The sequence below is a fragment of the Nocardioides ureilyticus genome (assembly GCF_051280745.1).
Classification (GTDB): Bacteria; Actinomycetota; Actinomycetes; order Propionibacteriales; family Nocardioidaceae; genus Nocardioides.
In genome coordinates this window covers 1-22,907 of sequence record NZ_JBNCOG010000008.1, presented here as the reverse complement: position 1 = coordinate 22,907, position 22,907 = coordinate 1, and the positions used below count along the sequence as shown (strand labels likewise).

Sequence of the window (22,907 nt, the reverse complement as noted above, 5' to 3'; positions counted from 1 at the left end):
GGGGCGAAACTAGCCGCAGCGGCAAGCGCCCAGCGCGCCCGCAGCGGCATCCATCGCGTCCCGGGCCTCGAGCGTGTCCTCCTCGCGGACCCGGTCGGCCATCAGCGCGAAGACGAAGGTGTGGCCGGCGAGGTCGGTGGCGGTGCCCGCGAGGGAGGTGACGCCGGTCAGCGTCCCGGTCTTCGCCCGCACCCGGCCGCGCCCGGCCGGCGGCGCGGTCTGGAACCGGTCGGCGAGCGACCCCGTGAACGCGGCAACCGGGAGCCCGGTGAGCACCGGGCGCAGCTCCTCCTCCGACCCGGCCAGCCGGAGCACGTCGAGCAGGGCCACCGGGTCGAGCCGGCTCTCCCGGGAGAGCCCGCTGCCGTCCCAGAGCACGCTGCGACCGAGGTCGACCCCCGCCCCCGCCAGCACCCGCTCGACGCCGCGCCGGCCGGCCGCGAAGGAGCCCTCGCCCTCGACCGCGAGGCCGACGTGGCGCAGCAGGACCTCGGCCGCCTCGTTGTCGCTGACCGCGAGGACCTGCTCGACGACCTGCCCGAGCGGGGCGCTGCGCACCACGGCCAGCTGCTCGGCGTCCGCGGGCGCCTCGCGCGGCTGCGGGGCGCCGGCCACCTCGATCCCGCTACGGCGCAGGGCGGCGGCGAAGGCGCCGGCGGCCGCACGGGCGGGGTCGGCCACGCGGCCCGAGCCCTCGGTCGGCCGTCCCTCGTCGACCCAGAGCGCGCTGACCGGCGACACGATCCCGTCGGGCACGTAGTCGGCGCGCCAGCGCGGGCTCTCCGCCGGACCGGTGAAGAGCGAGGCGTCGTACCCCACGCGCACCCGGCGCCGCCCCTCGGCCACCAGCGCGGCGGCGGTCTCCCGGGCGAGCGTCGCCACGTCGGCGCGCTCGGGCCAGGTGGGCTCGTCGGGCGCGGCGGGACGCCGGGCCAGGAACGGGTCGCCGCCACCGACGAGCACGACCCCGCTCACCGCGCCGCGCCCGTCGGTGACCACGCTGGTCTCGAACCGGGTCCCCGGATCCATCGCGAGGAGCGCGGCGGCACCGGTCACCACCTTCGTGGTGGACGCCGGGATGGCGAGCTCGCCTCTCCCGCGGCCGCTGCGGAGCAGCACGCCGGCCCCGTCGAGCGGCGCCACGGCGGCGAGGACGTGCGGGCCGAGGTCCTCGTCGGAGAGGTACGGCGCCAGCGCCCGCCGGACCGCGCGGGCGGTGGCCGGCCCGGGCGCCGACGGCGGGCCGGCCACCTCCGGGGGGTCCACCACGGCGGGCAGGTCGAGGCCCTCGGGCGGAGCCACCCGTGCGGGGTCGGTCGGCGTCGCCGGGCCGAGCCAGGGGTCCAGCGCGCCGTACCGCCAGGCGCCCGCCGTACCCGCGGCGACCGCCACGAGGAGCACCAGCACCACGAGCACACGGGAGTGGCGTGCGTCACGTCGCGCCATGTTCCCCCCATCCGGATGAGCGTGGGCCGCCATTGTGCGGGACACTGGCGCATCGGCCCCGTCGTGGGCCTTCCCAGCTGAACACAACAGCCCCGGAGCCTGCGGAGGAGACAGCGTGCTCGAGTTCGACGTCCTGGTCGAGATACCGAAGGGTGAACGCAACAAGTACGAGGTCGACCACGAGTCCGGGCGGCTCCGGCTCGACCGGACCCTGTTCACCTCGACGCAGTACCCGGCCGACTACGGCTACATCGAGGACACCCTCGGCATGGACGGCGACCCGCTCGATGCGCTGGTCATCCTCCAGGAGCCGACGTTCCCCGGGTGCCTCATCAAGTGCCGCGCGATCGGCATGTTCCGCATGACCGACGAGGCGGGCGGTGACGACAAGGTCCTCTGCGTGCCCTCGACCGACCCGCGCCTGGAGCACCTGCGCGACATCAGCCACGTCTCCAAGTTCGACCGCCTGGAGATCCAGCACTTCTTCGAGGTCTACAAGGACCTCGAGCCCGGCAAGTCCGTCGAGGGTGCCGAGTGGGTCGGCCGCGCCGAGGCCGAGGCCGAGGTGCACGCCTCGTTCGCCCGGCACAAGGAGAACGGGGGCCACTGAGCCCCTGCGGTCCTGCACCGCTCCCGACGTACGACGAACCGCCCGTCCCCGCGAGGGGTGCGGGCGGTTCGTGCGTCGGGGCTGGGGGGCTCCGGGCTGGGGCGGTCGGCTGGGCCGGTCAGCGGCTCACGCCGGCGGCCAGCCGAGGAGGCCGGGCGAGCGGAGCATCTCCGGCGGCACGGCGAACGCGTCCACGAGGTCGTCGGCGAGTGGGCGGACCTTGCGGCACAGGCTGCCGATCTCGCGGCTGATCGCCTTCGACCGCGAGACCGAGAGCCGGCCGTGCTCCATGAACCACGCCCGGTCGGCCTCGATCGTCGAGAGCGCGTGCAGGTCGCACAACAGGGTGAGCGCGACCTTCTCGTCGCCGTCGGGCAGGGTCGCGAGCTTGGCGACGAACGCCTCGAGCACCAGCCGCTCGACGTGCGCCCGCGCCCCGGCGATGACGTGGTCCTGCACCCGGGAGAAGACCTCGCCGGGGTTCATCCCCCGGTCGATCCCCCGCTTGAGCCGGCGGGCCGCCCCCGAGACGGTGTGCTCCTCGCGGAAGCGGAGCATCGCGATCTGGTAGTCGGGGTCGAGCAGGCCGGCCTCCTGGTCCCACTCGTCCCCTCCGGGGAGCGCGTCACGGATGCGCTCGACCAGCTTGTTGACCGCGGTCTTCTCGATGACGGTCTCGACGGCGAGGCCGGTGACGAAGCGGACCATGCCGAGCTGGTCCATGTCCTGGAACTCGCTGGCGTAGTCGGTGAGCAGCCCCTTGGCCACCAGCTGGAGCAGGACGTGGTTGTCGCCCTCGAAGGTGGTGAAGACGTCGGTGTCGGCCTTGAGCGCGGCGAACCGGTTCTCCGCCAGGTAGCCGGCGCCGCCGCACGCCTCGCGGCACTCCTGGATCGTCCGGGTGGCGTGCCAGGTGCCGAGCGCCTTGGTCCCCGCGGCCCGCGCCTCGAGCTCGCGCTGGGCGCGCTCCCCCTCCTCGCCCTCCGCGAGGCTGCCGGAGAGCACGTCGTGCAGCTGGAGGGCGAGCTCCTCCTGGGCGAAGTGCAGCGCGTAGGTCCGGGCGAGCAGCGGCAGCAGCCGGCGCTGGTGCAGGCCGTAGTCGAGGAGCAGCTCCTCCTGGCCGTCGTCGGTGGCCTCGAACTGCCGGCGGCGCAGGGCGTACTTCACCGCGATCGTGAGCGCGACCTTCGCCGCGTTGATGCCGGCCCCACCCACGCACACCCGGCCCTGGATCAGGGTGCCGAGCATCGTGAAGAAGCGCCGGTTCGGGTTCTCGATCGCGCTCTCGTAGACGCCGGAGGGCGTGACGTCGGCGAACCGGTTGAGCAGGTTCTCGCGCGGGACCCGCACCTCGTCGAACCAGATCCGGCCGTTGTCGACGCCGTTCAGCCCCATCTTGAGCCCGTCGTCCTCGATCCGTACGCCGGGCAGCACGGCGCCGTCCTCGTCACGGACGGGCACCACGAAGGCGTGCACGCCCCGGCCCTCGCCGCCGACCTCGAGCTGGGCGAAGACGACGGCCAGCCGGGCGTGGGCGGCGGCGTTGCCGATGTAGTCCTTGCGCGCCTCCTCGCGGGTCGTCGTGATGACGAACTCCTGGGTGGCGAGGTCGTAGGTGGCGACGGTGCCGAGCGCCTGGACGTTCGAGCCGTGGCCGGACTCGGTCATCGCGAAGCAGCCCATCAGCCGCCCGGTGATCAGGTCGGCGAGGTAGGCGTCGTGGTGGCGCTCGGTGCCGAGCTGCAGGATCGCGCCGCCGAAGAGGCCGAACTGGACGCCGACCTTCACCAGCACCGAGAGGTCGCCGTACGCGAGGGTCTCGAAGGCCGCGATGGAGGCGCCGAGGTCACCGCCGCCGCCGTACTCCTCCGGGAAGCCCATGCCGGTCTGGCCGGTGGAGGCCATCTCCACGACGACCTCCTTGACCCGCTCGCGGAAGTCCGCGGTCGACATGGTCTCGGCGTCCTCGAGGATCGAGGCCGACTCGGCGAGGTTGGTGCGCACGAGGTTGCGGATCTCGGCGTACCGGCCGTCGAGGAGCCGGGTGAGGGCGGCGACGTCGACCTCGGGCCGGCGGTAGCCGGACCGCGAGTCGACGCGCGCGTCGGTGTCGGTCTCCGGCGCGGCGCCGGGCTCGCCGGGCACGTCGTCGGCGGAGGAGGGCGGGACGGTGTCGGTCGCCATGCCTGCCAAGTTACCCGCGGGGACGATGGCCAGTCGTCGTGGGAGCAGGCTCACGCGCCGGTCCGGACCACCCGGCTCCCGGGGCGGGGGCGGGCCTCGGTCACTCGCGGTCGACGGGCACCGCGGACGTCGTGGTCGTCGGGTGCGAGGCGAGCCCGTGGTGGTCGAACTTCTGCCCCGTCGCCACGCCGGCGACGTAGAAGGAGACCAGGGCGATGAGCACGCCGGCCACGTCGTCGGCCACGTAGTGCCAGCCGAAGTAGAGCGTGGCGACCACGGTCAGCCCGAAGTTGACCCAGAACAGGATCCGCAGCACCCGGCTCCGCACGGTGTACTGCACCATCAGGGCCCACAGCAGCGTGATGGCGGTGTGCAGGCTGGCGAACCCGGCCACCGTCTGCGCCTGCCCGTCGCTCCAGAGCACGCCCTGCCGTGCGTTGACCAGGGAGTTCATCAGGTCGGTGGTGCCGGTCGGCGCCAGGCCCTCGTAGAGCCAGTAGTACTCCAGCCCGGGCCCGAGCGTCGGCAGCGCGTAGTAGGAGACCGTCCCCAGCGTCCAGGCCAGGCCCTGGGAGGTGACGAACCACCAGCCGAAGCTGATGTTGCGCGACCACACCAGCCACACGGTCACGAGGATCGCGACCATCGGGATGAAGAGCAGGTAGAACGTCGAGAGCAGGTGCGCGACGACGGTGTCCCCCAGCACGGCGTGGAGGACGATGGCCGGCTCGTGGCCGAAGAACAGCACCCGGTCGAGCATGTGCAGCTCGCGGTCGTACATCCGGTCGCTGACCAGCGGCAGGAACGACTTGAGGTTCCGGTAGCAGACGTAGATCACGTAGAAGGCGGTGATGCCGAGCATCACCAGCAGCACCCGGTCCCGGTTCCAGTGGCTGCGCAGCCGCTCGCGGACGATGCCGGGCATCTCCCGGACCCGCCCGCGGGAGAACCACAGCGCCCGGGGCAGGAGGTCGGCCAGGAGCGCGCCGATGCAGAGCAAGGGCAGCCGGAGCCACGACGGGCCGAGGAAGCTGCCCTCGGGGTCGATCAGCGGCCGGTCGATGATGAGGGCGGTGACCACCGCCCAGGTGCCGATCACCAGCGCCGTCGCGAGAAGGAGGGCGTAGGCGCGGCGATGCATGGGGGCCAGTGTAGGTAGGACGCCCCCCTATGCCGCGCCCACCACGGCGAGCCGCGAGGCGTCGACCCGCAGCCGCACCGCGGTGCCGGGCCCGGGGTGCCGGTCGAGCGGAGAGACGGCATCCACCTCACCCAGGCCGGGGACGTCGACCACCAGGCGCACCTGGGTCGGTGTGGCCCGCGCGGACCGCACCGTCGCGGTGAGCGGGCCGGCGTCGTCGACCACGAGCGCGGAGCGGCGTACGGCGACCGCCGGCGCCGGTCCCGCGGGCGCCGCCTGCCCCAGCACCAGCGCGGCGGCCGGCCCCTCCAGCACGCGGGCGTAGCCGAGGAAGAGCGCGGTCTCGCGGTCGACCGGCCGCCGCCACACCTCGCCGATCGGCCCCTGCTGGACCACCCGGCCCGCGCGCATCACCGCGAGCCGGTCGGCGACCGTGAACGCCTCCTCGTGGTCGTGGGTGACCATCAGGGCGGTCGTGCCGGCGGCGCGGAGGATGTCGCGGAGCTCACCGGCGAGCCGCTCGCGCAGGCCGGCGTCGAGGGCGGAGAGCGGCTCGTCGAGGAGCAGCAGCCGCGGCTGGACGGCCAGCGAGCGGGCCAGGGCGACCCGCTGGCGCTCCCCGCCGGAGAGGGTGGCCGGCAGCCGGTCGCCGTACCCCTCGAGGCCGACCAGCGCCAGCAGCTCGGCGACCCGCGCTGCGCGCTCGGCGGCGGGGCGGCGGCGCAGGCGCAGCGGGTAGGCGATGTTCCGCTCGACGGTGAGGTGGCCGAAGAGCTGGCCGTCCTGGAACATCAGCGCGAAGCCGCGCCGGTGCGTCGGGACCCGCGAGACGTCCTCGCCGTCCCAGGCGACGGTGCCGGCGGTCGGCTCGAGGCCGGCGACCCCGCGGAGCAGCGTGGACTTCCCGCAGCCGGAGGGGCCGAGCACGGCCAGGACCTCGCCGTCGGGCAGCTCGAGGGAGACCTCGCGGACGGCGGGCACGCCGTCGTAGGCCACCGAGACGCCGGTCAGGGACAACATCAGCGCCACTCCATCAGACGACGCCCAGCGACGGCACGCGGAGCCGCTCCACGGCCAGCATGACCAGCGCGGTGGTCGCGGCCAGGACGACGGAGGCGGCCAGCGCCATGCCGTAGTTCATCTCCCCGGGGCTGCCGATGAGCCGGAAGATCACGACCGGCACCGTCGTCCGCTCGTCCCGGGCGAGGAAGGCGGTCGCGCCGAACTCGCCGAGCGAGGCGGCGAAGGCGAAGCCGGCCGCGGCGAGCAGGGGTCGCCACACCGCCGGCAGGTCGACGGTGAGCATCGCCCGGAGCGGTCCGGCGCCCAGCGAGGCCGCGGCCTGCCGCTGCCGGTCGTCGATGCCGGCGAGCACCGGCACGAGGGTGCGCACCACCAGGGGCAGCGCGACCAACGCCTGGGCCACCGGCACCAGGAGCGCGGTGTCGCGCAGGTCCACCGGCGGCCGGTCCAGGGTGATGAGGAAGCCGAAGCCGAGGGTGACCGCCGAGACGCCCAGCGGCAGCATGAAGAAGCCGTCGAGGGCCGAGCGCACCCGGCGCTCCGCCGGCGTGCGGGACCGGCGGGTGACGACGACGGCGACGAGGCCGCCGAGCAGGAGCGACATCCACGTCGCGTCGACCGCGGTGCGCAGCGAGACCACCAGCGCCTCGGTCACGGGGGCGGCGAGCGCCCGGTGGTCGCCGGTGGAGTCGAGCGCCCGGTAGTTGGCCAGGCTCCACGTGTCCCCCACCCGCAACGAGCCCAGCAGGAGGGTCAGCATCGGGGTGGCGACGAGGACGAGCAGGAGCACGGTGGCGGCGACCTGGGGCCAGTCCGAGCGCCGCAGCGGCCGCGCGGGCGCCGTACGCCGCGCGACGGTGGGGTCCGGCACGGCACGGAGCCGGGCGGCCAGGGCGAGGAGGACGGTGATCGCCGTCAGCTGGACGATCGAGAGCGCCGCGGCGGCCTGGAGGTCGAGCAGGTTGGTGGTGAGCAGGTAGATCTCGGTCTCCACCGAGGAGTACCGCAGGCCGCCGAGGGTCAGCACCACGCCGAAGGACGTGGCACAGAACAGGAAGACCACGCTCGCCGCGGAGACGATCGCCGGCCGCAGGGCGGGCAGGGTCACGGTCCGCAGCACCTGCGCCGGCGAGGCGCCGAGGGCCGCCGCGGCCTCGGCCGGCCGCACGTCGAGCGACTCCCACGCCGCGCCGACGGTGCGCACCACGACCGCGACGTTGAAGAAGGCGAGGCCCGCCACGATCGCCACGGGGGTCCCGTCGAGTCCGAGGAACCCCAGCGGGCCGGCCTCGCCGAGGAGCTCGCGGAAGGCCACGCCCACCACCACCGTCGGCAGCACGAACGGCACCAGCAGCGCGGCCCGGATCCCCCGGCGCCAGGGCAGCGCGAGCCGGTGCAGGCTGTAGGCCGCCGGCAGGCCGAGCAGCACCGAGACCACCGTGGCCACCGCGGCCGACCAGACGGTGAACCACACGACCCGACCGGTGCGCGGCCGGGTCAGGACCTCCAAGACGCCCCCGGGGTCGAACGAGCCGTCGGGCCAGAACCCACGGGCGATCATCCCCGCCACCGGCAGCACGAAGAAGACGCCGAGCACCAGCACCGGCCCGAGGGCCAGCGCCAGCAGCGCGAGTGGTCTCGACAAGCTCGACCACCGAGGGGACGAGCTCGACCGCCGGGGGGACCCGCTCATCGGGTCGTGATGTCGCTCCACTCGCGCAGCCAGTCGTCACGGTTCTCGGCGATCTCCGCCGGGTCGACCGTGTACGGCGACTCCGGCTGCTCGGCGAAGCTCGCCCAGTCGGCGGGCAGCTCGACGTCGTCGCGGACCGGGAAGACGTACATCGACTCCGGCAGGGCCGCCTGCACCTCGGGCGAGAGGAGGTACTCCACCAGCTCCTCGGCGCCCTCGGGGTTCGCGGCGCCGGCCAGCACCCCGGCGTACTCGACCTGCCGGAAGCAGGTGTCCAGCAGGGCGCTGGTCGTCGTGCCGCCCTCGCCGTCGACGGTGAAGGCCGGCGAGGAGTCGTAGGAGACGACGATCGGCCGGTCGCCCTCGCCGCCACCCTGGGTGAAGTCGACCTGGTAGGCGTCCGACCAGCCGTCGGTCAGCTTGGCGCCGTTGGCCATCAGCCGCTCCCAGTACGCCGGCCACTCCTCGCCGTACTCGGCGACGGTGGCCAGCAGGAACGCCAGGCCCGGCGAGCTGGTCGTCGCACCGGGGACCACGAGCAGGTCCTCGTACGCGGGCTCGGTGAGGTCCTCGAGCGTCTCCGGCGGGGCGAGCCCCTCGCGCTCGAACCAGGTGGTGTCGACGTTGACGCACACGTTCCCGGTGTCGACCGGGACCAGGTCGTCGCTGCCCTCGCCGGCCTCGGCCGGCAGGTCGTACGCCGCGGCGCCGGCCGGGCGCTCGACGTCGACGTCGGCGAGCACGCCCTCCTCGACCGCGCGGGAGGCGAAGGTGTTGTCGATCCCGAAGACGGCGTCACCGATCGGGTCGTCCTTGGTGAGCACCAGCCGGTTGGTGAGCGAGCCGGCGTCGCCCGCGCTGCGGACCTCGAGGCGGTGGCCGGTCTCCTCCTCGAAGCCGGTCAGCACCTCCTCGGGCAGGCTGAACGACTCGTGGGTGACGAGGACGACCTCCCCCGGCTCCCCGGCCACGGTCGGCTCGTCCTCACCTCCCCCGGTCAGGGAGCAGGACACCGTGGTGACGGCGAGGCCTGCGAGGCCCATGGTGAGGAGGGCGGTGGTGCGCGCGCGCACGGTCATCGTCGGACTCCCTTCGCCGGTGCTAGCCGGAGCAGGTTCGGAGGGTCTGCGGCTGGTCCGCACTCTCAGCACGCCGACGCGTGCTCCCCTGTCATGTGGGTCCGACCCTAGCGCGCCAGTCGCACCGGCCCGTCGAGGTGTCCGAGCTTCTCGGGGTTGCGGACGACGTAGATGCCGGTCACCGAGCCGTCCTCGACGCTGACCGTCGCGACCGTGTCGAGCACGGCGTCGATCACGAAGCGCAGGGCGGGAGCCCCGTTGACCTCGACGGCGTCCACCTGCACGTCGCCCTCGGTGGGCATCACGCCGAGCAGGAAGCGCAGCACCTTGTCGCGCCCGGTGATGGGGCGCAGCGCCGCCGAGCGCAGGCCGCCACCGTCGCTGGTGAGCACGACGTCCGGGGCGAGCGCCTCGAGCAGCGAGCCGAGGTCGCCGGTGGCCGCCGCCGCGAGGAACCGCTCGACGACCGCACGCTGCTCGTCGCGGCTCACCTGCACCCGCGGCCGCCGCGCCTCGACGTGCCCTCGAGCCCGGTGCGCGACCTGCCGCACCGCCGCCGGTGACTTGTCCACGGCCGCCGCGATCTCGTCGTACGGCACGTCGAAGACCTCGCGGAGCACGAAGACCGTCCGCTCGGTCGGCGACAGCGTCTCGAGCACCAGCAGCATGGCGGTCGAGACGCTGTCGGCGAGCTCGACGTCCTCGGCGACGTCGGGGGCCGTCAGCAGCGGCTCGGGCAGCCACGGGCCGACGTAGGTCTCGCGGCGGCGGGCGAGGGTCCGGAGCCGGTTGAGGCCGACCCGGGTGACCACGCGCACGAGGTAGGCGCGGTGGTCGCGGACGCCGGCGAGGTCGACCTCCGCCCAGCGCAGCCACGCCTCCTGGAGGACGTCCTCGGCGTCGGCGGCGGAGCCGAGCATCTCGTAGGCCACCGTGAAGAGCAGGTCGCGGTGGCGCACGAAGGGGTCGGTGTGGCTCACGCGTCGGAGGCTACGGCCAGGGGCAGGCCGCACACGTCGGAAAACCCCTGGCTCTGCAGGCCGGCGGCCGCGTTGAACCGCGAGCGCAGGTTCTCGATCGCCACCATCTCGGTGAGCTCGACGACCGCCTCGACGCCGAGCTGCTCCAGCAGGCCGGCCGTCATCTCGTCAGTCACCCGCAGCGGCGTCTCGCTCATCGCCTCGGCGTAGTCCATGACCGCCCGCTCGAGCGGCGTGAAGGCGTCGGACTCCCGCCAGCGGGGCACCTCCCGGACCTTCGCGGTGTCCAGCCCCTCGTCGTGGGCGAGGAAGTAGCCGAAGTCCAGGCACCAGCTGCAGCCGATCGTGGCGGCGCTGGCGAGCAGGGCGTAGGACTTCAGGTGCGGGTCGAGGGAGTCGAAGCGGGCCACCTTGGACTCGAAGGAGAGCACCGCCCTGAGCGCCCGGCGGTGGTGCCAGAGGACGTAGGCGGTGTCGGGGACCTGCCCGTAGGTCCGGCGGGCGTAGGCCTCGAGCAGCCGGCCGTAGAGACCGGTGACGGTGGCGCGGGGGATGCGGAAGGTGCTGGGCATGGCGTGCTCCTGGGGACGGGTCGGGTTGTCGACCATGAAGACACCGGCCGGCCCCCGGCTGTGACAGGGCCCGTGTGACAAGCCCGTGTGACAGGACGGCTGTGACAGGTCGCCGGCGTCTCGTGTGAGAGTGGGCCGGTGCCGTCCCGTCGCCACCGGCTCCTCGCCTGTGCCCTCCCCCGCCTGCGTCGCTCCCGCGAGCTCGACTCGGTCGAGGCCGAGCGGGCGCGCCTCGAGCGCTGGCACGCGCGGGTGGGCGACGCCGGGCTGCCGACGGCCGCGGTGCCGCGGTTCGGCCGGCGCTTCTCGGTGGTGCGCACGGAGGTCCGCGGCGCCGGCACGGCACCGTTCCCGTCGTACGAGCTGACGGCGCGGGGCGTCGCGCCGACCCGGACGGTGGTGTGGGTGCACGGCGGTGGCTTCGTCGCCGGTTTCGACCCGTTCCACGTGCGGTACGCCGCGAGGCTGGCGTCGCGGCTGGGTGCGCGGGTCGTGCTGCCCGACTACCCGCTCGCGCCCGAGCACACCTGGCGCGACTCCCACGACGCCCTGGTCGACCTCGTCGCCGGCTGGGCCGACCGTTCGCCCGGCGGGCTGGTGCTCGGGGGCGACTCCGCCGGCGGCGGGCTGGCCCTGGCCGTGGCGCTCTCGCTGCGCGACCGCGGCCTGCCGCAGCCGGCGCGGATGGTGCTGCATGCGCCATGGGTGGACCTCACGACGAGCACGCCCGAGACCGCGGAGTTCGCCGAGCGCGACCCGTGGCTCTTCCCGGGCAAGCTCGAGGCCTACGCCGCGTGGTGGGCCGGCTCGGCCGACGACCTCGGCCGCCCCGAGGTCTCCCCCGCGCTGGCCGAGCTGGCCGGCCTGCCCCCCGCCCTGGTCTTCCAGGGCACGCTCGACCTGCTCGCGCCCGGCACCCGGCTGCTGGTCCGGCGGGCGGCCGAGGCCGGCTGGGACCTGACCTACGTGGAGGAGCCGGACCTGCTCCACGTCTACCCCCTCCTGCCGCTCGTGCCGGAGGCGCGCGCCGCGTGGCGGCGTACCGAGGAGTTCCTGCGATGACCCACACGACGGTGCACACCTTCGACGAGCTCGACCCGCGCACGGCGTACTGGCTGTGGCAGCTGCGGCAGCAGGTCTTCGTCGTCGAGCAGGCCTGCCCCTACCCCGACCTCGACGGGCGCGACCTCGAGCCGGGCACCCGCCACGTGCTGCTCCGCGACGGCGACACGCTCCTGGGCTACGCCCGGGTGCTCGACGACGGGGAGCTGTGGCGGATCGGTCGAGTGCTGCTCGACGTCCCGGCCCGCGGCCGCGGCCTGGCCGACCCGGTGATGCAGGCGGCACTGTCGGCCTGCCCCGGCCGCGACATCGTGCTGGACGCCCAGGCGCCCCTCGCCGGGTGGTACGCCACGTTCGGGTTCGTCGTCGACGGGCCGGAGTTCCTGGAGGACGGCATCCCCCACGTGCCGATGCGACGACTCGTGTGACTGGTGTGGCTGGTGGTGCCTGTGTGACGCGGGGGATCCCAAGTTAACCTGGGATCCTGACGCTTCCCTGCCATCGCAACAGCCGAGAGGCGTCAGCATCCCAAGTGAACTTGGGATGCTGACAACCCTCACACTGCCCCGAAGGCGACCCCGTCAGAGGTCTCGGCGCGGGTCGCCTGGCCGCGGGCGACGAGCAGCTCGAGGTGGGCCTTGGTCTCCATCGCCGCCATGCCCCGACTGAAGACGTCGAGGGTGTCGTAGGCGTGCTCGTGGCGGGTCCAGCCGAGGTGGCCGGCGACCTGGTGGGCCGTCGACGGCCCCGAGGCCAGCGCGGCCAGGCTGTCGGCGAGGCGCTGCTCGTGGTGGGCGAGCAGCTCGTCGACCCGGGCGTGGGAGGACGGCGCGACGGGGCCGTGGGCGGGCAGGATCGTGAGGTCGGGCAGCGCACGCACCTTGGTGAGCGAGGCCAGGAAGTCCCCGAGCGGCTGGTCGACCGCCGGCATCGTGAAGCCGATCGACGGCGTGATCGTCGGCAGCACGTGGTCGCCGGCGAAGAGCAGGCCGGCGTCGCGCTCGGCGAAGACGTAGTGGCCGGGCGTGTGGCCGGGCGTGTGCACGGCGTCCAGCGTCCGAGCGCCGACCGTCAGCCGCTGGTCGCCCTCGAGCCACGTGTCGGGGAACGCCCACAGCGCCGGGTCCGGCCGCTCGCCGTCGTCGCCGGCCTGCCACTCCTCGGCGATCTCGGCCGCGCCGGCGGTGCGCAGGGTCGCGACGAACGGGTTCTCCTCCAGCGAGTCGACGTCGTTGAGCAGCGCCAGCGCCGGCTGCTCGTCCCGCCCGAGGGTGACGTCCACGCCGAGCTCGGTGCCGAGCACCCGCGCCAGCGTGTAGTGGTCACGGTGGACGTGGGTGACCAGGAAGCGCCGGATGTCGCCGAAGCCCGCGCCGACCGAGCGCAGGCACCGGTCGAGCAGGTCCCGGGCCGCCGGGATGGCCCAGCCGCCGTCGACCAGCGTCAGCCCGTCGTCGGCCACGACGACGTACACGTTGACCGCCTTGAGCCCGTCCATGGGCAGGGGCAGGGGGATCCGGTGGATGCCCTCGGCCACCGGCCACGCGCCCTCCGCGGTCCAGTGCTCACCGGAGTCCGGCGAGACGGCGTGCGCGGTGGAGACGGAGGCGCTGGGAGGGATCACCGAGCGGACTCTACGGCCGGCCTCAGGCGGTGACGTCGGGGAGACCGAGCTCGAGGTTGGGCGCCTGGATGCCGCCGTCGACCTCGAGCATCTTGCCGGTGACGTACTGCCCCGCGCGCGAGCTGAGGTAGACCACGGCCGCCGCGATGTCCTCGGCCTCGCCGACGCGCCCCAGGGGCGTCTTGGTCTCCAGCTGGTCCATCATCTCCGGCACGCCCGCGACGAACTCCAGCGCGCTGGTCATCACCGAGCCGACGTAGATGCCGTTGACCCGGATGCGGGGGGCGAGGTCGGTGGCGGCGAGCCGGGTCCAGTGCGCGAGCGCGGCCTTCGCGGTGCCGTACGCGAGGTAGCCACGGCCGGCGGAGCGGCCCATCATCGAGCTGATGCAGGTGATGCTCTTCTGCCCCCGCTGTCCTGAGCCTGTCGAAGGGTCCGGCCCCTTGAGCATCAGCGGCACGGCGGCGGCGCTCAGCGCGTGGGCGGTGGAGACGTTGAAGTGGAAGGCCTCCTCCAGGTAGTCGACGGTGGTGTCGAGGAACGCGTTCGGGATGGTGCCACCGACGTTGTTGACGACCGTGTCGAGCCGCCCGAACTCGTCGTACGCCGCGTGCGCCAGGCCTGCGACCGCCTCGGTGTCGCTGAGGTCGGCAGGTACGACGAGCGCCCGGCGTCCCGTGGCGCGGACCCGCTCGGCGACCTCCTCGAGCTGGCCGGCGGTGCGCGAGGAGATCACCACGTCCGAGCCGGACTCCGCAAGGGCGATCGCGGTGGCGGCTCCGATGCCGCGGCCGGCACCGGTGACCACCGCGACCTGGTCGGTGGTGCGGAACCGGTCGAGGATCATGCGTCGACCGCCTGCCGGGGCGCGGTGGAGACCAGGCCGCGCCCGGTGACGAGCGGAAGGTCGAGCGCACGGACGATGCCCGGCTCGGCCGCGACGACCGCGGGCACGGCGTTCACGATCCGCTGCGCGGTGGTGATCATGCCGCTGACGTTGTGGTCGCCGTGCTCGCCGTGGTGGAGGAAGTCGACCTGCATCATCGGCTCGCCGGCGATTCGCACCCGGTAGCAGCCGTCGGTGCCCGCCGGCGGGCGCTCCCAGTCGTCGTGCTCGGAGGCGTCGGTGCGGGTGACGTGCTCGAGGACGACCCGCGGCACACCGTCGACCTTGCCGATCACCTGGAACCGGACCGCACCCATCGTCCCCGCGGCGATGTCGCCGGAGACCGAGGCGGTGTCGCGGGCGGCGGGCCGCCGGTCGACCTCCTCGGTGAGCGGCTCGTCGAGGGTGAGGTCGAGGCCCGCGGCGATCTGCCGGACGACGCTGCCCCAGGCCATGCCGAGGATGCCGGGCGCCCAGAGCATGCCGGGCTCGTCCATCGGCTTGCCGAAGCCGAACAGCTCGTTCATCACCACCGGCTGGTAGTAGGTGGAGTAGTCGCAGATCTCCATCACCCGCACCTCGTCGATGCGCCGCGACAGGCTGGTCATCACCAGCGGCAGCACGTCGTTGGCGAAGCCGGGGTCGATCCCGTTGACGTGCATGCTCGCGCCGCCGCGGCGGCAGGCGTCCTCGATCCGGTCGATGAACTCCGGCGGGAGGATCCCCTCGGGCCACTGCAGCAGCACCGGGCCGCTGCTGGTGACGTTGATCCCGGCCTCGACGAAGGCGATCAGGTCCTCGATGCACTCGAAGACCCGGTCGTCGGCCATCGCGGTGTGCACGATGGCGTCGGGCGCGAGGGCGACGAGGGCCTCCCGGTCGGTGGTCGCCGGGATGCCCAGCTCCCGACCGAGCTCGGCCAGCTCGCCGGCGTCCTTGCCGTCCTTGGCGGGGTTCGAGACCCAGACGCCGACCAGCTCGAGGTCCGGGTGGGCGTCGATGCCGGCGATCGCGTGGCGGCCGATGGTGCCGGTGGACCAGACGACGACGCGCAGGGGCTTCTCGGGGATGACCTGGGACATGCCGGTCAACCTAGAACACGTTCTAGGTTTGCGGAAGGGTCGCGTCCCGCCCCGCCGTCACCTCGAGCGCGACGGGGCAGTGGGTGCCGGGGCCGGCGTAGATCGTCGGCATGCACCGGTTGCAGTGGATGCAGACGCCCTCCACCGAACGACCGGCCTGCAGCCGGTTGAGGAGGTCGGGCTCGCGGAGCAGGGCGCGGCCCATCGCGACGTACTGGAAGCCGTCGGCCATCGCCTGCTCCATCGTCTCCAGCTTGGTGATGCCGCCGAGCAGCATCAGCGGGATCGAGAGCTCCTCGCGGAACCGCAGCGCCTTGTCGCGGAAGTAGGCCTCCGTGAAGTCGTAGGACTTCATGAAGCCGCGGCCCACCGGCGTGCGCATGCCCAGCCGCACCGGCAGCGGCATCGCGGCGGCGAACTCCTCGACCGGGGTGCCGCCGCGGAACAGGTACATCGGGTTCATCAGCGAGCTGCCGCCGGAGAGCTGGAGGGCGTCGAGGTGGCCGTCGGCCTCGAGCAGCCGGGCGACCTCGAGCCCCGCATCGGTGGTGACGCCGCCCTTGAACCCGTCGGAGAGGGAGACCTTCGCGGTCACGGCCGCCTCGTCGCCGACCTCCTCACGCACGGCACGGGCGACCTGGCGGGCCAGCCGGGCGCGATTCTCCAGCGAACCGCCCCAGCGGTCCCGGCGCCGGTTGAGCCCCGGCGCGAGGAAGGAGGAGATCAGGTAGCTGTGCGCCATGTGCAGCTCGAGCACGTCGAAGCCGGCGCGGACCAGGGTGCGCGACGCCGCGACGTACGCCTTGGTCACCCGGGTGAGGTCCGCCTCGCTCGCCGGGCGCACCAGCTGCATCGACAGCGGGCTCGGCATCCGGCTGGCGGCGATCGCGGGGACGCCGTTGGAGCGGCCGTTCGCGACCGGACCGGCGTGGCCGACCTGGCCGGCGATCGCGGCTCCCTCGGCGTGGACCGCGTCGGCCAGCCGGGCCAGCCCGGGCAGCGTGTCGTCGCCGACGACGATCACCTCCCGGTGGGTCCGCCCCTCGGGCGCCACCGCGAGGTAGGCCACCGTCGTCAGCCCGACCCCGCCCCGCACGGGTGCCAGGTGGTAGTCGACGAGCTCGTCGGTCACCTGCCCGTACGGCGTGCGTCCCTCGAAGGTGGCGGCCTTGACCGTGCGGTTGCGCAGGCGGACCGGGCCGAGCGTGGTCGGCGAGAAGACGTCGGGGGCGGCCATCGGCGCACCGTAGCCACCCGCCGGGACCGCCGTCCGCGATCATCCTGTCCCGTGGGAACCGTCGAGCGGCTGCGTGCGGCCGGCTGTGTGTACGCCGAGCAGGAGGCGGCGCTCCTGGTCGAGGCCGCCACCGACGCCGAGCACCTCGAGCGCCTCGTCGCCGCCCGGACCCGCGGCCTGCCGCTGGAGCACGTGCTCGGCTGGGCCGACCTCGGCGGGGTGCGGGTCCGCCTGGACCCCGGGGTCTTCGTCCCACGGCGCCGCACCGGGCTGCTGGTGCGGCTGGCGCTCGAGGCCGCCCCCGACGAGCACGGCGCCGTGGTCGTCGACCTGTGCTGCGGCTCCGGCGCGGTGGCGGCGGCCGTGGTGGCGGCGCGCCCGGACCTGGAGGTGCACGCGGCCGACGTGGACCCGGCCGCCGTCCGGTGCGCCCGGCGCAACCTCGATCCGCAGCGGGTCCACGAGGGTGACCTGCTCGACGCGCTGCCCGCCACGCTGCGGGGCCGGGTCGCCGTGCTGGTGGCCAACGCGCCGTACGTCCCGAGCGGGCAGGTGGCCCTGATGCCGCCCGAGGCCCGCGACTACGAGGACCGGATCGCGCTGGACGGCGGACCGGACGGCCTCGACGTGCAGCGCAGGATCGCCGCGGCCCTGTCGCCGTGGCTCTCGCCGGGCGCGACGGTCCTGCTCGAGACCAGCCGTCAGCAGGCCGCCGGGAGCCGCGCCCTGCTCGAGGCGGCCGGCCTGCGGGCGGACGTCGTGCACGACCCCGAGCTGGACGGCTGGGCGGCCCGCGGCCACGCCTGAGCAGGTCTCCGGCCGCGCTACCGTCGGGCCATGAGCCGCCCACCGTCGCACCGCCCGCTCGAGGAGGGGGTCCGGACCGACTTCCGCGCCGCCATGAGCTACGGGCGCTACCTCGACCTCGACCGGCTGCTCTCGGCCCAGCACCCGCTCAGCGACCCCGAGCACCACGACGAGCTGCTCTTCATCGTGCAGCACCAGACCAGCGAGCTCTGGCTCAAGCTGGTGCTCCACGAGCTCCGCGAGGCCCGCGCGCTCATGGACCGCGACGACCTCGCACCCGCCCTGAAGTGCCTCGCCCGGGTCAAGGCCATCCAGCGGACCCTCATCCAGCAGTGGTCGGTGCTGGCCACCCTCACCCCCCGCGAGTACGCCGAGTTCCGCGGCGCGCTGGGCAGCAGCTCGGGCTTCCAGTCCGCGCAGTACCGCGCCGTGGAGTTCGTGCTCGGCAACAAGGCCCCGGCCATGCTCAAGGTCTTCGAGTCCGAGCCGGAGGCGCACGCCCTGCTCGGCGGGCTGCTGGAGGAGCCCACCCTCTACGACGCGTTCCTGCGGCTGCTCGCCCGCGCCGGGCTCGAGGTGCCCGCCGACGTGCTCGAGCGCGACGTCCGCCAGCCGTGGGAGTACCGCCCCGACCTGGTCCCGGTCTTCCGCCGGATCTACGAGGAGCGCGACCTGCCGTGGGGTCTCTACGAGGCTTGCGAGGACCTCGTCGACCTGGAGGACAACTTCCAGGAGTGGCGCTTCCGCCACCTGCGCACCGTGCAGCGCACCATCGGCTTCAAGCGCGGCACCGGCGGCTCCTCCGGCGTCGACTTCCTCCGCCGGGCGCTCGACCTCACCTTCTTCCCCGAGCTGTACGCCGTGCGCGGCGAGGTCGGCTCGTGAGCGGCCCGGCCCGGTCCCGCTCCGCCGAGCTCGACGCGGCCGACCCGCTCGCGTCGTACCGCTCGCGCTTCGTGGGCTCGGACGACCCGGCCGTCGTCGCCTACCTCGACGGGAACTCGCTGGGCCGGCCGGTCGCGGACGTCGCCGGGCGGCTCGGCGACTTCGTCGCCGGACCGTGGGGCGACCGGCTGATCCGCAGCTGGGACGAGGCCTGGATGGACGAGCCGACCAGGGTCGGTGACCGCCTGGGCCGGGTGGTGCTGGGCGCCGGACCCGGCCAGGTGGTGGTCGGCGACTCCACGTCGGTGCTGCTCTACAAGCTGCTGCGCGCCGGCGTCGCGGCGCGACCGGGCCGCCGCGAGGTGGTCGTCGACCGCGACAACTTCCCGACCGACCGGTACCTCGTCGAGGGCGTGGCCGCCGAGTGCGGCCTCGACGTCCGGTGGGTGGAGGCGGATCCCGAGGGCGGCGTGACCGCCGACGACCTGGCACCGGCGCTCGGCGAGGAGACGGCGCTGGTGCTGCTCAGCCACGTCGCCTTCCGCTCCGGGCACGTGGCCGACGTCGAGGGACTGACGGCCCTCGTCCACGAGGCCGGGGCACTCGTGGTCTGGGACCTCAGCCACTCCGTCGGCTCGGTGCCGGTCGAGCTCGACGCCTGGCGCGTCGACCTGGCCGTGGGCTGCACCTACAAGTACCTCAACGGCGGGCCGGGCTCACCGGCGTTCGCCTACGTCCGCGCGGCGCTGCTGCCCCACCTCCAGCAGCCGCTGTGGGGGTGGATGGGCCACGCCGACCCGTTCGCGATGGGTCCGTCCTACGAGCCGGCGCCGACGGTCCGGCGACTGCTGACCGGCACGCCACCTGTGCTGGCCATGCAGCCGATGCAGGCGATGCTCGACCTCCTCGAGGAGGCGGGGATCGCGGCGGTCCGGGCCAAGGGCATGGCGCTGACCGCGCACGCGGTCGCGCTGGCCGACGAGCGGCTCGCGGCGTACGGCGTCCGGCTGGCGAGCCCGCGGGACCCCGCCGCGCGGGGCGCGCACGTGATGCTCGAGCACCCGGCCTTCCGGGAGGTCACCGCGGTGCTGTGGCGCGACGGCGTGATCCCGGACTTCCGCCCGCCGGCCGGCCTGCGCATCGGCCTCTCGCCGCTGAGCACCGGCTTCGCGGAGGTCGAGCGTGGGATCGACGCGGTGGCCGCCGCCCTGGAGGAGGTGGGCGCCGGGGCCCCCGGCGCCTGAGCCGTCTCAGCCGTCGGGACCGTCTCAGCGCCGTCTCAGCGCACCGAGCCCACCGCGGCGCCCTCGCCGTAGTCGTGGTCGGCGACCTCCGGCCCGTTGCCGACACCGAGGCAGACCAGGAGGACGACGCCGATGGTGGCCGTGGCGAGCAGGCCGTGGCTCACCATCGCCACCGTGGGGATGCGGTCCTCGACCGTGACCCCGGCCTCCTTGCGCGACCGCACCGTCTTGGCCAGCAGCACGTCGCCGATGCCCGCGCCCGCGACGAGCACGCCCAGGGTGGTCCAGGCCAGGGCCCGGTCACCGGTGGCGAGGTAGCCGATCCAGGTCGCGAGGCCGGTGAGGCCGAAGAACGGGTGCACGAAGAGCACGAGCGGAGGCAGCTTGCTCGTCGGCTGGCCCGGCTCCGCCTCAGCACGCGACCGGGCGGCGCCGAGCGTGAAGCTGAACATGTAGGCGCCGACGAAGGCGGTCGCCGCCCAGAGCCAGAGGACCAGCTGTGGCATGCCGTTCTCCTTGCACCGTCGAGGGGACGGTCGTCGCGTTGCGTTCCCGTACCTCCACGTAGTGCCCACGATCGGCGACCGGCATCCGCGTGAGGACTGCCTCGCCCAATTGGACGAGCCAGAGGGCTCTCATCCCCGGAAGTGGGTACCCGGAGTGCACTGCTCCCTCACGAAAGGAACCGCGATGGACGCCACTCACACCGGACGCGGCCACAACGACGACGCCGCCCGCTTCCTGAAGACCGTCGCCATGCTGTTCGGCGCTGTCTTCCTGCTGGTCGGCATCGCCGGCTTCATCCCCGGCATCACCACGAACTACGACCAGATGCAGTTCGCGGGCCACGAGAGCGAGGCCATGCTCATCGGCCTCTTCCAGGTCTCGATCCTGCACAACATCGTCCACCTGCTCTTCGGCATCGTCGGCCTCGCCGTCGCGAAGAACCCCCGGGCTGCCGCCCACTACCTGATCTGGGGCGGGGCCATCTACGCCCTGCTGTGGATCTACGGCCTCGTCATCGGACACGAGAGCACGGCGAACTTCGTGCCGCTCAACACCGCTGACAACTGGCTGCACTTCTTCCTGGCCGCCGCGATGCTCGCGCTCGGCTTCATCGGCAAGAAGAAGCTGGACGGCCCGGTCGGCACGCAGGCTCCTGCCTGACGATCGACCTCACACGGCGAGACCCCCGCAGGCTGGTGCCTGCGGGGGTCTCGTCGTCTTGAGCCGGCCCGGGCGCTAACCCCGACCACTGGAGGAGCGGAGCCGGCGCGAGACCGAGTCGATCGCCACCGCCAGCAGCAGCACCAGCCCGGTGACGATGAACCGCACCGAGGAGTCGACGTTCATCAGGTTCAGTCCGCTCTGGATGGCCTGGAGCACGATGATGCCGAGCAGCGCGGAGTACGCCGAGCCGCGACCGCCGAAGAGGCTGGTCCCGCCGATCACGGCTGCCGCGATGGCGGTCAGGTTGGTGTCGGTGGTGCCGCTGCTCTGCGAGACCGACGTCAGCTGCCCGGCCAGGAGGATGCCGCCGAGCGCCGCGAACGACGAGGTCAGCGCGAAGACCGAGACGTAGACGCGGGTCACCTTGATGCCCGAGCGGCGCGCGGCCTCCTCGTTCCCACCGGTGGCGAACACGTGCCGTCCCCAGCGGGTGCGGCGCAGCGCGAAGTCCATCACCACCACCAGCAGCACGAAGAGCACCGGCAGGTAGCTCCACCCCCGGTCGATGCCCAGGTAGTAGGTGAGGAACCCCAGGCCGGCGGCGAGCAGCACCGCCTTCACCGCGACCGCGACCGGGCTGCCCGGCGTCAGGCCGGCAGCGGCACGCCGGCGGATGCCGACCAGCTGGCTCGCGACGTACACGAGCACCACCAGTGCCACGAGGGCGTACGCCTGGGCGTCGGTGAGGAAGCTGTTGCGGGCGAACTCCCGCAGCCCGGAGTCCTGCGGCAGCACGATCGTGCCCTGGCGCCCCAGCACGTAGAGCAGCGCTCCCTGGAAGGCCAGCAGCCCCGCCAGGGTGAAGACGAAGCTCGGGACGCCCAGCTTCACGTAGAGGAACGCGTAGAAGCAGCCGATCGCCAGGCCGATGCCGGTGCCCGCGAGCATCGCCAGCGCCAGGGGGACACCCTCGTTGACGACGAGCACCGCCATCGATGCCGCGGCGAACCCGGAGACCGAGCCCACGGACAGGTCGATCTCGCCGAGCAGCAGGACCAGCACGATCCCGAGCGCGATGACGCCGGTCGGCGCGGCGAACTGGGTGATCGACACCAGGTTCTTGCTGGAGAGGAAGGTCGGTTCGTTGAGCTGGAAGACGACGCAGATGACGATCAGCCCCAGGATCACGGGGAGCATGCCGAGCTCTCCGCTCTTGACCCGGCCCCAGAAGGCACGCAGCTGGCCGGACAGGCCGACGTCGCGGATGAGGCGCTCGTCCTCCGCGTCGGCGGCCACCTGCGGCGGCGTGCCCTCGAGTGTGCGCTCGCTCATGAAGAACTCCCTCCCCGTGCTGCTCCGGCGCTCGCGGCTGCAGCGCTCGCCCGCTGGGCCCGGGCGGTCACGGCGTTCTCGGAGGCGCCGGTGATCGCGGCCACCAGGTCCTCGCTGGTGACGTCCTGGGCGTGGAACTCCGCAGCGTTGCGGCCCAGCCGGAGGACGACGATCCGGTCGGCGACCGCCTGGACGTCGGCCATGTTGTGGGTGATCAGGACGACGCCCAGCCCGGTCTCCCGCAGCCGCTCGACGAGGTTGAGCACCTCGGCGGTCTGCGCGACGCCGAGGGCGGCGGTCGGCTCGTCGAGCATCACGACCTTGGGCTTGCCGACCAGGGACCGGGCGATGGCGACGGTCTGGCGCTGGCCGCCCGAGAGCGCCGCGATCGGGATCCGCACCGACGGGATCTTGGCCGAGAGGCTGCGCAGCAGCCGCCACGCCTCCTTCTCCATCGCGATCTCGTCGAGCACCGGACCGTGACGGCGCTCCTGGCCGAGGAAGAGGTTGGCGACGACGTCGAGGTTGTCGCACAGCGCCAGGTCCTGGAAGACGGTGGCGATGCCCAGCTCCTTGGCCGCGCCCGGACCGGCGATGCTCACCTTCCGGCCGTCGAAGGTGATGTCGCCGGCGTCGGGCTGGTAGACCCCCGCCATCACCTTGACCAGCGTCGACTTGCCGGCTCCGTTGTCACCGACGAGGGCGACGATCTCGCCGGCCCGGACGTCGATCGAGACGTCGGAGAGGGCCTGCACGGCTCCGAACCGCTTGGTGATGCCGGCCAGGGAGAGGACGACCTCGTCCCCGGCCGGCACCTGTGTCGTGGCGTCCATCAGGAGATGCCGGCCGC

The 22,907-nt window shown here is 73.5% G+C and carries 22 protein-coding genes and 1 riboswitch; of the genes, 7 read left to right on the top strand and 15 right to left on the bottom strand.

The features are described 5' to 3' along the window. Positions 1–9: 9 nt before the first annotated feature. Positions 10–1,446 carry a D-alanyl-D-alanine carboxypeptidase/D-alanyl-D-alanine endopeptidase gene (dacB, locus tag ACSMHG_RS06170; protein WP_435742710.1) on the bottom strand — a complete coding sequence of 479 codons (1,437 nt, stop codon included), beginning with the start codon at positions 1,444–1,446 and terminating at the stop codon, positions 10–12. Between the two features lie 115 nt (positions 1,447–1,561). On the opposite strand from dacB, the gene ACSMHG_RS06165 reads away from it, so the two are divergent. Next, positions 1,562–2,056, top strand: coding sequence for an inorganic diphosphatase (locus ACSMHG_RS06165; protein WP_435742708.1), 495 nt, complete (start codon positions 1,562–1,564; stop codon positions 2,054–2,056). 126 nt (positions 2,057–2,182) lie between these two features. On the opposite strand, the gene ACSMHG_RS06160 is transcribed toward ACSMHG_RS06165, so the two are convergent. The 7 genes from ACSMHG_RS06160 to ACSMHG_RS06130 form a co-directional block, all read right to left on the bottom strand. Beyond that, on the bottom strand, positions 2,183–4,240 hold the full coding sequence (locus ACSMHG_RS06160) for an acyl-CoA dehydrogenase family protein (RefSeq protein WP_435742706.1): 2,058 nt from the start codon (positions 4,238–4,240) through the stop codon (positions 2,183–2,185). A gap of 100 nt (positions 4,241–4,340) precedes the next feature. Beyond that, positions 4,341–5,381 carry a phosphatase PAP2 family protein gene (locus ACSMHG_RS06155; RefSeq protein ID WP_435742704.1) on the bottom strand — a complete coding sequence of 347 codons (1,041 nt, stop codon included), beginning with the start codon at positions 5,379–5,381 and terminating at the stop codon, positions 4,341–4,343. 27 nt (positions 5,382–5,408) lie between these two features. Then, the gene (locus tag ACSMHG_RS06150) at positions 5,409–6,401 is read right to left on the bottom strand and encodes an ABC transporter ATP-binding protein (RefSeq protein ID WP_435742702.1); all 993 of its coding nucleotides are present in this window, start codon (positions 6,399–6,401) and stop codon (positions 5,409–5,411) included. Positions 6,402–6,414: 13 nt separating this feature from the next. Next, entirely contained in the window at positions 6,415–8,049 is a 1,635-nt protein-coding gene (locus ACSMHG_RS06145; RefSeq protein ID WP_435742700.1) for an ABC transporter permease, read from the bottom strand. Between the two features lie 44 nt (positions 8,050–8,093). After that, positions 8,094–9,176, bottom strand: a complete 1,083-nt coding sequence (locus ACSMHG_RS06140; protein WP_435742698.1) for a thiamine ABC transporter substrate-binding protein — start codon at positions 9,174–9,176, stop codon at positions 8,094–8,096. Next, a riboswitch (TPP riboswitch) is annotated at positions 9,168–9,276 on the bottom strand. (Overlaps the previous gene by 9 nt.) Positions 9,277–9,283: 7 nt before the next feature. Beyond that, positions 9,284–10,096, bottom strand: coding sequence for an RNA polymerase sigma-70 factor (locus tag ACSMHG_RS06135; protein WP_435742957.1), 813 nt, complete (start codon positions 10,094–10,096; stop codon positions 9,284–9,286). A gap of 56 nt (positions 10,097–10,152) precedes the next feature. Next, on the bottom strand, positions 10,153–10,728 hold the full coding sequence (locus ACSMHG_RS06130) for a carboxymuconolactone decarboxylase family protein (protein WP_435742696.1): 576 nt from the start codon (positions 10,726–10,728) through the stop codon (positions 10,153–10,155). A 138-nt stretch (positions 10,729–10,866) separates the two neighbouring features. Here ACSMHG_RS06130 and ACSMHG_RS06125 point away from each other — a divergent pair, with 138 nt between their 5' ends. Both ACSMHG_RS06125 and ACSMHG_RS06120 read left to right on the top strand, forming a co-directional pair. Then, on the top strand, positions 10,867–11,790 hold the full coding sequence (locus ACSMHG_RS06125; RefSeq protein WP_435742694.1) for an alpha/beta hydrolase: 924 nt from the start codon (positions 10,867–10,869) through the stop codon (positions 11,788–11,790). Then, complete coding sequence (locus ACSMHG_RS06120; protein ID WP_435742692.1) at positions 11,787–12,218, top strand: GNAT family N-acetyltransferase; 432 nt, start codon at positions 11,787–11,789, stop codon at positions 12,216–12,218. The genes ACSMHG_RS06125 and ACSMHG_RS06120 overlap by 4 nt, the downstream gene beginning before the upstream one ends. A gap of 128 nt (positions 12,219–12,346) precedes the next feature. Here ACSMHG_RS06120 and ACSMHG_RS06115 read toward each other — a convergent pair whose 3' ends face one another. The 4 genes from ACSMHG_RS06115 to ACSMHG_RS06100 are packed head-to-tail and all read right to left on the bottom strand — an operon-like array spanning position 12,347 to position 16,619. Next, positions 12,347–13,414, bottom strand: coding sequence for an MBL fold metallo-hydrolase (locus ACSMHG_RS06115; RefSeq protein WP_435742690.1), 1,068 nt, complete (start codon positions 13,412–13,414; stop codon positions 12,347–12,349). 22 nt (positions 13,415–13,436) lie between these two features. Further along, positions 13,437–14,261 carry an SDR family oxidoreductase gene (locus tag ACSMHG_RS06110; protein WP_435742688.1) on the bottom strand — a complete coding sequence of 275 codons (825 nt, stop codon included), beginning with the start codon at positions 14,259–14,261 and terminating at the stop codon, positions 13,437–13,439. After that, entirely contained in the window at positions 14,258–15,382 is a 1,125-nt protein-coding gene (locus ACSMHG_RS06105; RefSeq protein ID WP_435742686.1) for an NAD(P)H-dependent amine dehydrogenase family protein, read from the bottom strand. The genes ACSMHG_RS06110 and ACSMHG_RS06105 overlap by 4 nt, the downstream gene beginning before the upstream one ends. A 22-nt stretch (positions 15,383–15,404) precedes the next feature. Next, complete coding sequence (locus ACSMHG_RS06100; protein WP_435742684.1) at positions 15,405–16,619, bottom strand: NADH:flavin oxidoreductase; 1,215 nt, start codon at positions 16,617–16,619, stop codon at positions 15,405–15,407. 51 nt (positions 16,620–16,670) lie between these two features. On the opposite strand from ACSMHG_RS06100, the gene ACSMHG_RS06095 reads away from it, so the two are divergent. The 3 genes from ACSMHG_RS06095 to ACSMHG_RS06085 are packed head-to-tail and all read left to right on the top strand — an operon-like array spanning position 16,671 to position 19,555. Continuing rightward, complete coding sequence (locus ACSMHG_RS06095) at positions 16,671–17,426, top strand: putative protein N(5)-glutamine methyltransferase (RefSeq protein ID WP_435742682.1); 756 nt, start codon at positions 16,671–16,673, stop codon at positions 17,424–17,426. 30 nt (positions 17,427–17,456) lie between these two features. Then, the gene (kynA, locus tag ACSMHG_RS06090) at positions 17,457–18,311 is read left to right on the top strand and encodes a tryptophan 2,3-dioxygenase (RefSeq protein WP_435742680.1); all 855 of its coding nucleotides are present in this window, start codon (positions 17,457–17,459) and stop codon (positions 18,309–18,311) included. Next, the gene (locus tag ACSMHG_RS06085; protein WP_435742678.1) at positions 18,308–19,555 is read left to right on the top strand and encodes a kynureninase; all 1,248 of its coding nucleotides are present in this window, start codon (positions 18,308–18,310) and stop codon (positions 19,553–19,555) included. The genes kynA and ACSMHG_RS06085 overlap by 4 nt, the downstream gene beginning before the upstream one ends. Positions 19,556–19,590: 35 nt before the next feature. Here the strand turns inward: ACSMHG_RS06085 and ACSMHG_RS06080 are convergent, their stop codons facing one another. Then, positions 19,591–20,061 (bottom strand): hypothetical protein, encoded by a 471-nt coding sequence (locus ACSMHG_RS06080; protein ID WP_435742675.1) that lies wholly within the window; start codon positions 20,059–20,061, stop codon positions 19,591–19,593. Between the two features lie 184 nt (positions 20,062–20,245). On the opposite strand from ACSMHG_RS06080, the gene ACSMHG_RS06075 reads away from it, so the two are divergent. After that, a complete protein-coding gene (locus tag ACSMHG_RS06075) occupies positions 20,246–20,722 on the top strand; it encodes a DUF4383 domain-containing protein (RefSeq protein WP_435742672.1) in 477 nt (158 codons plus the stop codon). 75 nt (positions 20,723–20,797) lie between these two features. On the opposite strand, the gene ACSMHG_RS06070 is transcribed toward ACSMHG_RS06075, so the two are convergent. Further along, positions 20,798–22,057: a sugar ABC transporter permease gene (locus ACSMHG_RS06070; RefSeq protein WP_435742670.1), complete on the bottom strand. Its 1,260-nt coding sequence runs from the start codon at positions 22,055–22,057 to the stop codon at positions 20,798–20,800. Continuing rightward, positions 22,054–22,890, bottom strand: coding sequence for an ATP-binding cassette domain-containing protein (locus ACSMHG_RS06065; protein WP_435742955.1), 837 nt, complete (start codon positions 22,888–22,890; stop codon positions 22,054–22,056). The genes ACSMHG_RS06070 and ACSMHG_RS06065 overlap by 4 nt, the downstream gene beginning before the upstream one ends. Positions 22,891–22,907: the final 17 nt, after the last annotated feature.

Coding starts and splice junctions, on each gene's coding strand:
- dacB (WP_435742710.1), bottom strand. CDS start 1,446: ATGGCGCGACGTGACGCACGCCACTCCCGTGTGCTCGTGGTGCTGGTG.
- ACSMHG_RS06160 (WP_435742706.1), bottom strand. CDS start 4,240: ATGGCGACCGACACCGTCCCGCCCTCCTCCGCCGACGACGTGCCCGGC.
- ACSMHG_RS06155 (WP_435742704.1), bottom strand. CDS start 5,381: ATGCATCGCCGCGCCTACGCCCTCCTTCTCGCGACGGCGCTGGTGATC.
- ACSMHG_RS06150 (WP_435742702.1), bottom strand. CDS start 6,401: ATGTTGTCCCTGACCGGCGTCTCGGTGGCCTACGACGGCGTGCCCGCC.
- ACSMHG_RS06140 (WP_435742698.1), bottom strand. CDS start 9,176: ATGACCGTGCGCGCGCGCACCACCGCCCTCCTCACCATGGGCCTCGCA.
- ACSMHG_RS06135 (WP_435742957.1), bottom strand. CDS start 10,096: ATGCTCGGCTCCGCCGCCGACGCCGAGGACGTCCTCCAGGAGGCGTGG.
- ACSMHG_RS06130 (WP_435742696.1), bottom strand. CDS start 10,728: ATGCCCAGCACCTTCCGCATCCCCCGCGCCACCGTCACCGGTCTCTAC.
- ACSMHG_RS06120 (WP_435742692.1), top strand. CDS start 11,787: ATGACCCACACGACGGTGCACACCTTCGACGAGCTCGACCCGCGCACG.
- ACSMHG_RS06110 (WP_435742688.1), bottom strand. CDS start 14,261: ATGATCCTCGACCGGTTCCGCACCACCGACCAGGTCGCGGTGGTCACC.
- ACSMHG_RS06105 (WP_435742686.1), bottom strand. CDS start 15,382: ATGTCCCAGGTCATCCCCGAGAAGCCCCTGCGCGTCGTCGTCTGGTCC.
- ACSMHG_RS06100 (WP_435742684.1), bottom strand. CDS start 16,619: ATGGCCGCCCCCGACGTCTTCTCGCCGACCACGCTCGGCCCGGTCCGC.
- kynA (WP_435742680.1), top strand. CDS start 17,457: ATGAGCCGCCCACCGTCGCACCGCCCGCTCGAGGAGGGGGTCCGGACC.
- ACSMHG_RS06080 (WP_435742675.1), bottom strand. CDS start 20,061: ATGCCACAGCTGGTCCTCTGGCTCTGGGCGGCGACCGCCTTCGTCGGC.
- ACSMHG_RS06075 (WP_435742672.1), top strand. CDS start 20,246: ATGGACGCCACTCACACCGGACGCGGCCACAACGACGACGCCGCCCGC.
- ACSMHG_RS06070 (WP_435742670.1), bottom strand. CDS start 22,057: ATGAGCGAGCGCACACTCGAGGGCACGCCGCCGCAGGTGGCCGCCGAC.
- ACSMHG_RS06065 (WP_435742955.1), bottom strand. CDS start 22,890: ATGGACGCCACGACACAGGTGCCGGCCGGGGACGAGGTCGTCCTCTCC.